Raw genomic sequence first — 12,173 nt, 5'->3', positions numbered from 1 at the left:
CAGACGGGGGCGTGGCATCCGTAGACTCGTCGCATGAGTGCTTCCGGCGGTGCCAAGGCGATCCTCGCGGCATTCCTCGCGAACATGGGCATCGCCCTGGCGAAGTTCATCGCCTGGTTCCTCTCCGGCTCGGCGTCGATGCTCGCCGAGGCCATCCACTCCGTCGCGGACTCGGGCAACCAGCTGCTGCTCATGCTCGGCGGGCGCAAGGCCAAGAAGCGGGCCGATCGGGAGCATCCGTTCGGCTACGGCCGCGAGCGCTACGTCTACGCGTTCGTCGTCTCGATCATCCTGTTCTCGGTCGGTGGACTGTTCTCGATCTACGAGGGCGTCGAGAAGCTCACGCACCCGCACGAGCTGACGAACTACTGGATCCCGATCATCGTCCTGCTGGTGGCGATCGTGCTGGAGTCCTTCTCGCTGCGCACGGCGATCAAGGAGAGCAACCACGTGCGCGGACGCGGTCAGTCGTGGGTGTCGTTCGTGCGCCACGCGAAGGCCCCCGAGCTGCCGGTGGTGCTGCTGGAGGACATCGCGGCCCTCATCGGACTGGTGTTCGCGCTCTTCGGGGTCGGCATGACGTGGATCACCCACAACCCGCTCTTCGACGCCATCGGCACGCTCATGATCGGCACCCTGCTCATCCTCGTGGCGATCACGCTCGGCATCGAGACGAAGAGCCTGCTCGTCGGCGAGGGCGCGACGGATGCCGATCACGACCGCATCGTCAGCGCCATCACCGGCGGACCCGAGATCGAGAAGCTCATCCACATCAAGACGCTCTACCTCGGTCCCGACGAGCTGCTCGTCGCGGCGAAGCTCGGCTTCGCGTCGGACCGGCCGCTCGCCGACGTCGCCGCCGACATCGACCGCATCGAGACGCGCGTGCGGGAAGCGGTGCCGACCGCACGCGTGATCTACTTCGAGCCCGACGTCTACCGGCCCGGAGACGATCCCGCACCCCCGACCGAGGAGTTCGTGATCCGTTCGGCGGACTGAGGCGATGGAGTACTGCGTCTTCACCGAGCCCCAGCAGGGCGCGTCCTACGACGATCAGCTGGCCTTCGCGCAGGCCGCGGAGCGGGTCGGCTTCGACGGCTGCTTCCGCTCCGACCACTACCTGCGGATGGGCGATGGCGATCCGCGCCCCGGTCCGACCGACGCCTGGACGACGCTCGCGGGCCTGGCGCGGGAGACCTCGCACATCCGGCTCGGCACGCTCGTCTCCTCGGTGACCTACCGCCAGCCCGGCGTCCTCGCGATCCAGGTGGCGCAGGTCGACGCGATGTCGGGTGGGCGCGTGGAACTCGGGCTGGGGACCGGCTGGTTCGAACGGGAGCACCTGGCGTACGGCATCCCGTTCCCCGCGAAGCGGTTCGATCTTCTCGAGGAGCAGCTCGCGATCGTCACCGGCCTGTGGGCGACTCCCGAGGGCGAGCGGTTCGACTTCGACGGCGCGCACTACCGGCTGGCGGATGCGCCGCCGCTGCCCCGGCCCGTCCAGACGCGCGTGCCCGTGATCGTCGGAGGCGGCGGGCCGAAGCGCACCCCCGAGCTCGCGGCGCGGTATGCGACCGAGTTCAACATCGGGTTCCGCCCCGAGCACGAGATCGCCGAGAGGTTCGCCGGCGTGCGCGCCGCATGCGAGCGGATCGGTCGCGATCCGTCGACCCTCAAGCTCTCGGTCGCGCTCACCACCCTGGCCGCGCCGACCGAGGGTGAGCTCGACCGCCGCGCCGCCCGCATCGGGCGGACGGTCGACGAGATGCGCGGCGACGTGAACATCGTCGGAGCTCGGGCCGAGATCGTCGCGAAGGTCGAGCGGCTCGCCGAGCTCGGCGCCGACCGGGTCTATCTGCAGCTCCTCGACCTTCAGGACGTCGAGCAGGTCGAGTACCTCGGCGCCGACGTGCTGGCCCACCTCCCCCGCTGACCTCGCGACGGCGCCTGGTCGCCGTCGCCGGTGCCCGGGTGTCGAAAAGACTGCTCGGTCACCGCGGCGCGCCGAGAAGCGGATGCCTCAACCGGCGTGTCGCGTCATCGAGCCGTCTTTTCGACCCGTGAGGGACCCTGGCCGACCGGCAGGCGGTACGAGGGCAGCCCCCGCCGGCGGATCAGCCACTCCGCGACCACGAGGTTCGGCAGCCAGCACAGGAACGGCACGGCGGCGTAGGCGTTCGCGAAGGCGGAGTCGAACTCCCACGGCAGGCCGAGGACGAGCGGCGCGAGCAGCAGCAGGGGCAGCCACAGCCGCAGTGTCACGCCGGCGTAGGTGAGGGCGTAGTTGCGGATCATCCAGGCCTGGTGGCTCGGCACATCGCGCCGGCGGATCGCACGGTACGCGCGCCATCCCGTGACCAGCCACAGCACGGCGAGGGCGCCGAAGCCGAAGAACCCGACGTATCCGGCGGGGCTCGACGGCGCGATCACCAGGCCGGCGATGCCGCCCAGCCCGACCGCGACGAGGTAGACGCGGCCGATCCACCGGTGCACGCGCGGCATCCGCTCCCGCAGCCCGCGCCAGAACTGCAGTGCGCCGCCCACGAGCGCGACGGCGCCGCCCACGATGTGGACGTAGAGGGCGCCCTGCACGAAGACGGATGCCTCGGCATAGGTCGGCGCGAGACCCACCTCGTCGCCCGCGAGATCGCGCAGCGAGGCGGTGAAGTAGGGAGCGGCCGAGAAGGCCACGACGGCGACCGCGGTGAGGAGGACGAACGTCCAGCCGATGCGGGATCCGGCGCGGCCGGGTCGGGGCGCGGCGGGAGCGGTGCGCACGGGTTCGATGAGGCGGGTCACGCCTGTCACGGTAGGACCGCCGCACACGGCGCGGGCAGGGGGCAGGCCCCCGGATCGGCGGCGCGCGAACCCCCGGATCCCGCGACGCCGGACACCTGTCGCGGCCAGTGCGGCGGGAGTACGCTTCGCTCAACGATTGCGGGGTCACCATGCCCGACGGAATCAGCGCGCGCCCGCGAGGCGCCGCGGCCATCGCTCTCATCGCATTCGCCCTGAGCGGCTGCACGGCCGCGTCGCCGACGCCCAGCCCGGTGGACGCGGCGCTCCCGAACGCGTCCACGCTGAGGACGATCATCGAGGCCGAGCCGGAGGCACCCGTGTTCGAGCTCGTGCAGGAGACGACGGACTTCGACGGCGATCCGGCCGAGGTGGTGGCGTACGAGAGCGGCGGGCTCGACGTGCAGGCCGTGATCCGTCGTCCGCCCTCCGCCGCCGTGGCCTCTCCCGCGATCGTCCTCGTGCACGGGTCCGTCGACCCGGAGGAGTATTCGGGGCTGACCGACTACGACGACCTGGCCGACCTGCTCGTGGACAGCGGCTACACCGTGGTCTCGCCCGACCTCCGCAGCCACGGGGACTCCGAGGACGGTCCCTCGTGGGAGGTCGACATGGACGTCGGCGCCACGCTCGACGTCGTCAACGCCGCGCGGGCCACGGCCGGCGATCCGCGTGTCGATCCGAATCGGATCGCCCTCTTCGGGCATTCGTCGGGTGGGACGCTCGTGGTGAAGTCGGCCGTCGTCGACCCGCAGGCCGCCCGCGCGGTGGTGGCGGTCGCACCGACGCATGTGTCGCCGTGGGAGGACGTGCGGCGGTTCCTGTCCGGGACTCCGTCGTACGACACGGTCGTGGCCGCCCACGGCGATGCCGAGGAGTCGCCCGACTACTGGCGGGAGGTCTCGGCACTGACGTACGTGGACCGAATGGCCGCCCCGCTGCTCGTGATGCACGGCACGAGCGACGAGATCGTCCCCGTCGGCTGGTCCCGCTTCCTCGAGGCGCAGTGGACCGATGCCGGAAAGGCCGTCACCCTCACCGAGGTCGAGGGCGGCGACCACTGGATGAACGGCGACGTCGACCTCATCGCCGAGGCCACCACGGCCTTCCTGGCCGAGAAGATGCCGTAGGGCGTCGTATCAGCGCCGCGCATCGAAGAACGCACGGAGCAGAGCGGATGCCTCGTCTTGGCCGACGCCCGCCACGACCTCGGCGCGGTAGGGCAGCCGCCGGTCCCGAACGACGTCGTACACCGAGCCGGCGGCGCCGGCCTTGTCGTCCCACGCCCCGAAGACGAGCCGCGAGATGCGGGACTGGAGCACCGCGCCGGCGCACATCACGCACGGCTCGAGGGTGACCACGAGCGAGCACCCTTCCAGGTTCCAGGTTCCGAGGGATGCCGCGGCCTCGCGCAGTGCGACCACCTCGGCGTGCGCGGTCGGGTCGTGGGTGACCTCGCGCAGATTTCGTCCCTCGCCGATCGTCGTGCCCGAGGCATCCGTCACCACCGCGCCCACCGGCACGTCGCCGGACGCCCCCGCCTCGACCGCGAGCGCGAGGGCTCGCTCCATCGCGGCGAGGTCGGCGGGCTCGAAGGTCACAGCATGAGCGTACGGCCGCGCGGCGGGGGCGTGAACTCCTTCGGGGCGGGACGCCGCCACCGACTACCCTGGGCGTATGCGCCTGCACGTCGCCGATCATCCCCTCATCACCCACAAGCTCACGGTGCTGCGCGACCAGCGCACGCCGTCGCCGGTGTTCCGCCAGCTCACCGAGGAGCTGGTGACGCTGCTGGCGTACGAGGCGACCCGCAACGTCCAGGTGTCGCCGATCGAGATCCAGACCCCCGTCACGACGACGACCGGCGTGAAGATCAGCGAGCCGCGGCCTCTCGTGGTGCCGATCCTCCGCGCCGGGCTGGGCATGCTCGAGGGCATGGTGAAGCTCATCCCGACCGCCGAAGTCGGCTTCCTCGGCATGGTGCGCAACGAGGAGACGCTCGAGCCGTCGACGTATGCCGAGCGCCTCCCCGACGACCTCAGCGACCGCCAGTGCTTCGTGCTGGACCCGATGCTCGCCACGGGGGGCTCCCTCGGCGCGGCGATCGAGTTCCTCTTCGCCCGCGGTGCACAGGATGTGACCGCGATCTGCCTGCTCGGCGCCCCCGAGGGCGTGACGGCGATCGAGAAGCAGGTCGAGGGTCGCGACGTCACTCTCGTGCTCGGCGCCATGGACGAGCGCCTGAACGAGAAGGGCTACATCGTGCCCGGACTCGGCGACGCCGGGGACCGGCTGTACGGCACCGTCTGACCGCCGGCATCGACGCGGCGCGACCGCGCTCTCCTGGGAACACGACGGTGCGGCACCCGCCCCTCGCCGAACGAATGCCGCACCCGCGCCTATCCGACGCATGGTCCACGGTAGGTGAGGCCCCGCATCGCACGTACGGGGTTGACACGTTCGCCGACGGCGTTTAGTGCCCCCGGATCAGTCGTCGAGCAACGGCTCCTGGGGAGTGCGCCGCCCGGTCTCCTGCTCCCAGAACTCGAGCTGCTGGGTGAGCGCTTTCGCGAGCTCGAACACCTGCTCGGGAGGGATGCGGATGCGGCTCACCACGCGCGCCGGGACGATGGTGTGGCGCTCACCGGTCTCGGGGTCGACCTGCTCGCGCGGCGGCTGCGCGAGGGTGAGGAAGTCCATGACGAACACGGTCGGGGTGTGCCACACGTTGGCGAAGTCGGCGTAGGCGCCGCCGATGTGCTCGGGCGGCAGATCGATCTCGAACTGGCGGGGTGCCTCTTCGGCCATGGATGCCTCCTCTTCGCCGCGATCCGTCGCCCCGGGTCGCACGGATGGGCGTGGGGCGGCGCTGAGCGCGAGTCTACGCGCGACCGCGTCCGACGAGCCGGGCGAAGCCGCTCAGCCGGGCGACGCCCTCGGGCGTGCGCGGCAGATCGTCGAGCAGTGCCGGCGAGTGGACGAGGTAGGCGGTGTGCTTCGCCCGCGAGATCGCGACGTTGAGCCGGTTGCGCAGCAGCAGGAACTCCAGGCCGCGCGGCGCATCGCGTCCGGACGACGCGGCGAGCGAGACGATCGCGACCGCGGCCTCCTGGCCCTGGAACTTGTCGACGGTGCCCACGGGCACAGCGTCGAACCCCGCGGCGGCGAGGGCCTCTTCGACGGCGACCTGCTGGGCGTTGTACGGCGTGACGACGATGACGTCCTTCGGCGTCAGCGGGCGCCCGGGCTTCACTGCAGCGCGATCGGCGTCGTCGACCTCGACGTCGGTCCAGGTGCGGCCGACGAGGTCTCGGACGATCGCGACGACCTCGGCCGCCTCTTCGAGCGAGCGGGTGGCGTTGCCGTGATGACGCACCGGCACCGGCACCACACCGGCCGGCACGCCGTCGATGCGCCGCAGCGCCGTCGAGGGATGCGCCTCCAGCTCCCCCCGGTACGACAGGTGCGACACGGGCTCGGCGACCTCGGGATGCATCCGGCGCGTGCGCGCGAGGAAGTACCCGTACTCGGGCGGGATCACGTCGGCGCCGTCCATCACCCAGCCGAGGGCGGACGTGTCGACCGGCTCAGGGTGCGTTCCCTGGCTCACCTGGGGCAGCTGCTGCGGATCGCCGAGGAGGAGGAGCCGCGGCGCCGCCACCGACACCGCGACGGTCGAGGCGAGAGAGAACTGCCCCGCCTCGTCGATCACGAGCAGGTCTAGGCTGCCACGCGGGATGCGCCCCGCGTGGCTGAAGTCCCACGCCGTGCCTCCGACGACGAATCCGGTCTCGGCCTGCTCGGCCGTGAAGGCCGCCACGCCGTTCTTCGGGATGACGGTGAACCCGTGGTCGGCCGAGGCATCCTTCGGCGCCTTCGCGACGGCCTGGGGCGGAACCCCGGCGGCGACCACGCGCTCCAGAAGCTGCTCGACCGTCGCGTGCCCCTGGGCCACGACGCCGACCTTGAACGCGTGGTCGCGCACGAGACGCGCGATGACATGCGAGCCGACGTAGGTCTTGCCGGTGCCCGGGGGGCCCTGGACCGCCAGGTAGCTGCGATCGAGGTCGAGCACCGCTCGCACGATGGCGTCGACGTCGTCGCCATCGGACTGCGGGAGCGCACCCGTGCGCGTGCGCGGCGGGCGACGACGCAGGATGTCGGTGGCCGGGTCGGCCGGGAACTCCGGTGCGGCATCGATGACCGCGTCGGCCCAGGCGTCGATCGCCGACTGCTGGTTTCCTGCGGACGGCGGCGCGGCCGGAGTGAGGGCGATCGGCAGGCGGGACCACGTGACCCCGTCGACCGCGGTCTCCTCGACGATCGCACCGTCGTCGAGCACCTCGACCACGGTGATCGAGCGATACGAGTGGATCCAGCGGACGGATGCCTCGAACGGGTACGGCGCGGGAAGCTCGTACAGGGCGAACGGATTGAGCCCCTCGGTCAGGCGCGTGCCCGGCGCGACCTCGCCGCGGAGCTCCAGGGTGCGCCGCTCGCCGCCGCGACCGCTCTCGGCGAAGTGCCAGTCCTCCACGACGCGGCTGCGTGCCGGATCGATCACGACGACGTCGCGCGTCTCCTCCCACAGCGAGACGGGTTCGCGCAGGCGCAGGAAGTGCGTCGCCCAGAACGACTTCGCCTCGCGCGGGTAGTAGTCGATGGCCGCGGCTCCGAGCCGCAGGGACTGCGCCGCCGCGGGATCGGACGCATGCTGCGCCGCGAGCCGATCCAGCGCGAGCGCCCGCGGCGACGGCTCGTACGCCCGCTCGTCGGGCTCGGGGTTGGGAGACGGCCGCATGCCCGTCTCGCGCGCCCGATCGACGAGCCAGTCGCGAAGGCGTCGCGTCGAGACGCAGTCGTACCGGTTGTAGTCGGCCAGGTCGTCGAGGATCGCCGAGCCCTCGGCATCCGCTCCATCGGCGAGGAGCGCCCGCGCCTCGACGTACCGCACGATCGAGTCGTCGCCCTTCTGCACGTCGCTGGTGCGCACCTCTTCGCCCATGTACAGCGGCTCGAGCTTCTTGATCGAGTACGAGCGCGAGCCCACGCGCAGAGCGCGCCGCACGATCGGGTACAGGTCGACGAAGACGCCGTCGCGCAGCAGCCGGTCGACGTCGGCCTCGCGCACCCCGTGCCGCGCCGCCATGGCCAGCAGGTGCGTGGGCTCGTAGGGCGCGTAGTGGTAGATGTGCATGCCCGGGTACTGGGCCCGGCGGAGGTTGACGATGTCGAGGAACGTCTCGAGCGCCCGCTTCTCCTCGGCGAAGGAGTGCGCCCACAGCGCGGTGTACTCCTCACGGGTGTCGACCCACCCGAACAGGTAGTCGATCCCCCACTGCACCGGCTCGCCCTCGCGCCCGGGCGGATTGGCCTCGGTGTGCAGCGGATCGCCCTCGAAATCGAAGAAGAGATCGCCGTGGTCGGGCCGGGGCAGCGCGCCCAGCGCAGTCGGCGCGACGACGCGGAACGTCGGCATCGGCGGGGGTCCGTCGGCGTGCTGCGGCGGGGCCGTCAGCGGCGGAGTGCCGGCCGGGCTCTCGAGTTGCAGGCGCGCTTGGGTGACGAGCATCCCGAAGGTGTCGGGATTCATGCCCGCCGGGCCCGCGGACGCGACGGCGAGCTCGTCGATGGTGCGCACGCCGGCGCCGCGCAGGCGCTCGCGCTGCACCGGTCTCATGCCTGCCACGAGCAGGAGGTCGCGGGATGCCACGACCTCGGCGTCGCACGTCGCGCAGCGTCCGCACGCCATCACGTCGAGGTCTCCGCGAGGATCGCCCCACGCGATCGCCTCCCCGCCCGACCCGAGGTCGAGCCGGCGATCGGCGATGAGGGCTGCCAGCCGCGCGCGCCGGAGCGAGAAGACGGGGAGCAGGTCGTCCACCTCGTGCGTGCTCACGCTGCCGTCGCCGAGCAGGAGCTCGACCCGGTCCGCGCGCGGCACGCCCAGCCGGTCGAGCTGGTCGACGTAGGCGGCGAGCTGCATGAGCGCGGTGACTCGCGCGTGCCGTGCCAGCTTGGTGTCCTGCACGATCCAGCGCCCGGCGTCGTCGCGGACGAGGAAGTCGGCGAACCCCACGAAGTCGGCCGTCGCGAACGCGGCCTGGTAGACGACGTCGGCGTCGGACGCCAGCGCGGCATTCGTCTGCGCCACCGCCTCGGCGAGGGCAGCGGCATCGGACGACCGCGTCTCGGGGATCTCGACGACGCCCGCGCCGAAGCGCTCGAGATAGTCGGCGAGCACGCGCCGCTCGTGTGCGGTGCCGAGTCGTCCCGCGCGCTCCAGCGTGAGGTCCTGAGGCTCTTCGACCGCGACGACGCGTCCGAGCTTCGCGTCGATCGCCCGCAGCCACGCGAACTCGCACTCGGCCGCCGCCTTCAGGTCGCTCGCGCTCCAGACGATCCGGCCTTCGTCCTCGATGTATCGCATTCCTGCCCTTCGTCTCCACGACCCTAGCCGCGGCATCCGACACCTTCGGCCCGCCCCGGAGCTCGCCGCCGCGGGACGAGCCCTGCCAGGATGGGAGCATGAGCCTCCCCTTCGAGAGCGCGTACCGCCACGGGTTCGCCCGCGTCGCGGCATGCACGATCCCGATCGCGCTGGCCGATCCTGCGGCGAACGCGGACTCCGTGCTCGCGGCGGCGCGCGAGTGCGACGCCGAGGCGGTCGCCGTGGCCCTCTTCCCCGAGCTGTGCCTGACCGGCTACTCGATCGAGGACCTGGTGATGCAGGATGCCGTGCTCGACGCCGTCGAGGCCGCGATCGAGCGGCTGGTCGAGGCATCCGTCGAGCTCTTCCCGGTGATCGTGGTGGGTGCGCCGCTGCGACACCGCAACCGCCTCTACAACTGCGCCGTCGTGATCCACCGCGGCGAGCTGCTCGGCGTCGCGCCGAAGTCCTACCTCCCGACTTACCGGGAGTTCTACGAGCGGCGCTGGTACGCGCCAGGCGACGACCAGGCCGGCGAGGACGTCCGCGTGGGCGGGCTCGAGGCGCCGTTCGGGCCCGACCTCCTCTTCGAGGCGCTCGACGTTCCGGGGCTCGTCGTGCACGCCGAGGTGTGCGAGGACGTCTGGGTGCCGATCCCGCCGTCGGCCGGGGCGGCCCTCGCGGGAGCGACCGTGCTCCTCAACCTCAGCGGCAGCCCGATCACGATCGCGCGCGCCGAGGACCGCAAGGATCTGTGTCAGTCGCAGTCATTGCGCTGCCTCGCCGCGTACGCATATGCCGCTGCCGGCATGGGCGAGTCCACGAACGACGTCTCGTGGGACGGGCAGACCATGATCTACGAGGGCGGTGCCCTCCTGGCGGAGACCGAGCGCTTCCCGGACGGCCCCCGGCGGTCCGTCGCCGACGTGGATCTCGACCGGCTGCGTCAGGACCGGCTGCGCCAGGGCACGTTCGACGACAACCGCCGCACCCACGATCCGCAGTTCCGCACGGTGCACTTCGAGCTCGACCCGCCCGCGGCCGACATCGGACTGCGCCGGACGCTCGACCGCTTCCCGTTCGTGCCCGACGACCCCGCCCGCCTCGCCCAGGACTGCTACGAGGCGTTCAACATCCAAGTGTCCGGCCTGGTGCAGCGCATGGAGGCGATCGGCCGGCCGAAGCCGGTGATCGGCGTCAGCGGCGGCCTCGATTCCACGCACGCGCTGCTCGTGATCGCTCGCGCCATGGACCGCATGGGCCGGCCGCGCGGCGACATCCTCGCGTACACGATGCCGGGGTTCGCCACGAGCGACCACACCAGATCGAACGCCATCGCCCTCGCCGAGTCGGTCGGGGCGAGCATCGAGACGATCGACATCCGCCCCGCGGCGACCGAGATCCTCGAGGGCATCGGGCATCCGTTCGCCGAGGGCGAGCCCGTGCACGACGTCACGTTCGAGAACGTGCAGGCCGGCATCCGCACCGACTTCCTCTTCCGGCTCGCCAACCAGCACGGCGGCATGGTCATCGGCACGTCCGACCTGTCCGAGCTCGCGCTGGGCTGGGCGACGTACGGCGTCGGCGACCAGATGAGCCACTACGCCGTCAATGCCGGCGTGCCCAAGACGCTGATCCAGCACGTGATCCGCTGGGTCATCGCGCACCGCGAGGGGGTCGACGAGGCCGAGGCCGCGGTGCTGCAGTCGGTGCTCGACACGGAGATCAGCCCCGAGCTGGTGCCCGCAGGCCAGGACGGCCGGATGCAGTCGACGGAGGACCGCATCGGTCCCTACGCGCTGCACGACTTCGCGCTGCACCACATCCTGCGGTTCGGCTTCCGGCCGTCCAAGATCGCCTTCCTCGCCGCGCAGGCGTGGGGAGACAAGGATGCCGGCGCCTGGCCGCCCGGATTCCCCGAAGAGGACCGCTACGCGTACGACCTCCCGACGGTCGCGAAATGGCTGCAGGTGTTCCTGCGCCGCTACTTCGCCTTCGCGCAGTTCAAGCGCTCCGCGATCCCCAACGGCCCCAAGGTGTCGCCGACCGGCTCGCTGTCACCGCGCGGCGACTGGCGCGCCCCGTCCGACGGCAACGCCAACGCGTGGATCGCCGAGCTGAAAGCCGCCCTCCCCGAGCTCGTCGAGGAATGACACGACGGATGCCTCGGCCGAGGCATCCGTCACCGCCTCGGCTCAGGCCGGCGCGGCGCCGTAGGCGAGCGTGATGACCCAGCTGTCGCGCGACAGGTCGGCGAGCCGGTAGTACACGCGCCGATCGGGGATCCAGCCCTTGGTGAGCGGGCTGTCGAGCCGCACATGGTCGGCCGCGACGCGCGCGCCGCGACCGTCGGCGTCGCGCACGGCCTGGACGCGCGTCCAGTGCGCGAGGAGCCTGTCGAAGTCGTGGTCATCGGGCAGGTGCGAATGCCGCTTCATCTCGTGCAGGGTCGCATCGTCGGGGTGCGCGTCACGCAGGTCGAGCCCCAAGGGCACCGCCGGGTCGGCCACGGCGACGACCGTCGCCGCGCGGAAGTTGGCGTTGCGGATGCCGAGAGGCACCTCCTGCCCGTCGACCTCGGCGATGAGCTGCGTGTGGAAGCCGAAGCCGCCGGGCGCCTCGCGCTCGATGCGGACCGCCCTCTCGTCGATGCCGAGCTGGGCCGCCACGATCTCGCGGGCCAGCGCTCTCTTGCGGTCGTGCTCGGGGAGCTTCGGATCCCAGCCGAGTCGCGCGGTGATGCCCGTCGGTGCGTCCAGCAGAACGGATTGCATGATCCACCTCTTCCCGCGGCGCCTCCGCTTTCTCATCCTGCCGGGCGGCCGGACGAGGGGGAAGAGCGACGCGCCCGTCCCGCCTCGCGCGGGCGCATAACTCCGGCAGATTCGCATGCCCGGTCCGTGCAACCCCCGGATTTCCGGGGCTCTGGCTCACACCCGCGCGGATT

General features: G+C 71.6%; 10 protein-coding genes. 5 read left to right on the top strand and 5 right to left on the bottom strand.

The features are described 5' to 3' along the window. The first annotated feature begins 33 nt into the window (after positions 1-33). Together ACE3O1_RS05635 and ACE3O1_RS05630 are read left to right on the top strand one after the other, a co-directional pair. A complete protein-coding gene (locus ACE3O1_RS05635; RefSeq protein WP_374313303.1) occupies positions 34-999 on the top strand; it encodes a cation diffusion facilitator family transporter in 966 nt (321 codons plus the stop codon). A gap of 4 nt (positions 1,000-1,003) precedes the next feature. Next, on the top strand, positions 1,004-1,933 hold the full coding sequence (locus tag ACE3O1_RS05630; protein WP_374313301.1) for an LLM class F420-dependent oxidoreductase: 930 nt from the start codon (positions 1,004-1,006) through the stop codon (positions 1,931-1,933). 104 nt (positions 1,934-2,037) lie between these two features. Here ACE3O1_RS05630 and ACE3O1_RS05625 read toward each other — a convergent pair whose 3' ends face one another. Continuing rightward, on the bottom strand, positions 2,038-2,799 hold the full coding sequence (locus ACE3O1_RS05625; protein ID WP_374313298.1) for a DUF2306 domain-containing protein: 762 nt from the start codon (positions 2,797-2,799) through the stop codon (positions 2,038-2,040). A gap of 149 nt (positions 2,800-2,948) precedes the next feature. On the opposite strand from ACE3O1_RS05625, the gene ACE3O1_RS05620 reads away from it, so the two are divergent. Further along, complete coding sequence (locus tag ACE3O1_RS05620) at positions 2,949-3,926, top strand: alpha/beta hydrolase family protein (protein WP_374313296.1); 978 nt, start codon at positions 2,949-2,951, stop codon at positions 3,924-3,926. A 9-nt stretch (positions 3,927-3,935) separates the two neighbouring features. Here the strand turns inward: ACE3O1_RS05620 and ACE3O1_RS05615 are convergent, their stop codons facing one another. Further along, the gene (locus tag ACE3O1_RS05615) at positions 3,936-4,367 is read right to left on the bottom strand and encodes a nucleoside deaminase (RefSeq protein ID WP_374313343.1); all 432 of its coding nucleotides are present in this window, start codon (positions 4,365-4,367) and stop codon (positions 3,936-3,938) included. Between the two features lie 106 nt (positions 4,368-4,473). Between ACE3O1_RS05615 and upp the strand changes: the two genes are divergently transcribed. Continuing rightward, positions 4,474-5,106 carry a uracil phosphoribosyltransferase gene (gene upp, locus ACE3O1_RS05610; protein ID WP_374313294.1) on the top strand — a complete coding sequence of 211 codons (633 nt, stop codon included), beginning with the start codon at positions 4,474-4,476 and terminating at the stop codon, positions 5,104-5,106. 177 nt (positions 5,107-5,283) lie between these two features. Here upp and ACE3O1_RS05605 read toward each other — a convergent pair whose 3' ends face one another. Both ACE3O1_RS05605 and ACE3O1_RS05600 read right to left on the bottom strand, forming a co-directional pair. Next, positions 5,284-5,604 carry a DUF3467 domain-containing protein gene (locus ACE3O1_RS05605; protein WP_374313292.1) on the bottom strand — a complete coding sequence of 107 codons (321 nt, stop codon included), beginning with the start codon at positions 5,602-5,604 and terminating at the stop codon, positions 5,284-5,286. Between the two features lie 73 nt (positions 5,605-5,677). After that, a complete protein-coding gene (locus tag ACE3O1_RS05600; RefSeq protein WP_374313290.1) occupies positions 5,678-9,226 on the bottom strand; it encodes a TM0106 family RecB-like putative nuclease in 3,549 nt (1,182 codons plus the stop codon). Between the two features lie 98 nt (positions 9,227-9,324). Between ACE3O1_RS05600 and ACE3O1_RS05595 the strand changes: the two genes are divergently transcribed. After that, complete coding sequence (locus ACE3O1_RS05595) at positions 9,325-11,379, top strand: NAD(+) synthase (protein ID WP_374313288.1); 2,055 nt, start codon at positions 9,325-9,327, stop codon at positions 11,377-11,379. 42 nt (positions 11,380-11,421) lie between these two features. Here ACE3O1_RS05595 and ACE3O1_RS05590 read toward each other — a convergent pair whose 3' ends face one another. Next, on the bottom strand, positions 11,422-12,000 hold the full coding sequence (locus ACE3O1_RS05590; RefSeq protein ID WP_374313286.1) for a hypothetical protein: 579 nt from the start codon (positions 11,998-12,000) through the stop codon (positions 11,422-11,424). Positions 12,001-12,173: the final 173 nt, after the last annotated feature.

The sequence above is a fragment of the Microbacterium sp. genome (assembly GCF_041909575.1).
Lineage (GTDB): Bacteria > Actinomycetota > Actinomycetes > Actinomycetales > Microbacteriaceae > Microbacterium.
Note: the sequence above shows the minus strand (reverse complement) of the source record. Positions and strands in the feature narration are given on the sequence as shown.

What these genes read in the sequence shown, in the direction of transcription:
- ACE3O1_RS05635 (WP_374313303.1), top strand. Translation starts at nt 34, where the DNA reads ATGAGTGCTTCCGGCGGTGCCAAGGCGATCCTCGCGGCATTCCTCGCG.
- ACE3O1_RS05630 (WP_374313301.1), top strand. Translation starts at nt 1,004, where the DNA reads ATGGAGTACTGCGTCTTCACCGAGCCCCAGCAGGGCGCGTCCTACGAC.
- ACE3O1_RS05620 (WP_374313296.1), top strand. Translation starts at nt 2,949, where the DNA reads ATGCCCGACGGAATCAGCGCGCGCCCGCGAGGCGCCGCGGCCATCGCT.
- ACE3O1_RS05615 (WP_374313343.1), bottom strand. Translation starts at nt 4,367, where the DNA reads ATGGAGCGAGCCCTCGCGCTCGCGGTCGAGGCGGGGGCGTCCGGCGAC.
- upp (WP_374313294.1), top strand. Translation starts at nt 4,474, where the DNA reads ATGCGCCTGCACGTCGCCGATCATCCCCTCATCACCCACAAGCTCACG.
- ACE3O1_RS05605 (WP_374313292.1), bottom strand. Translation starts at nt 5,604, where the DNA reads ATGGCCGAAGAGGCACCCCGCCAGTTCGAGATCGATCTGCCGCCCGAG.
- ACE3O1_RS05600 (WP_374313290.1), bottom strand. Translation starts at nt 9,226, where the DNA reads ATGCGATACATCGAGGACGAAGGCCGGATCGTCTGGAGCGCGAGCGAC.
- ACE3O1_RS05595 (WP_374313288.1), top strand. Translation starts at nt 9,325, where the DNA reads ATGAGCCTCCCCTTCGAGAGCGCGTACCGCCACGGGTTCGCCCGCGTC.
- ACE3O1_RS05590 (WP_374313286.1), bottom strand. Translation starts at nt 12,000, where the DNA reads ATGCAATCCGTTCTGCTGGACGCACCGACGGGCATCACCGCGCGACTC.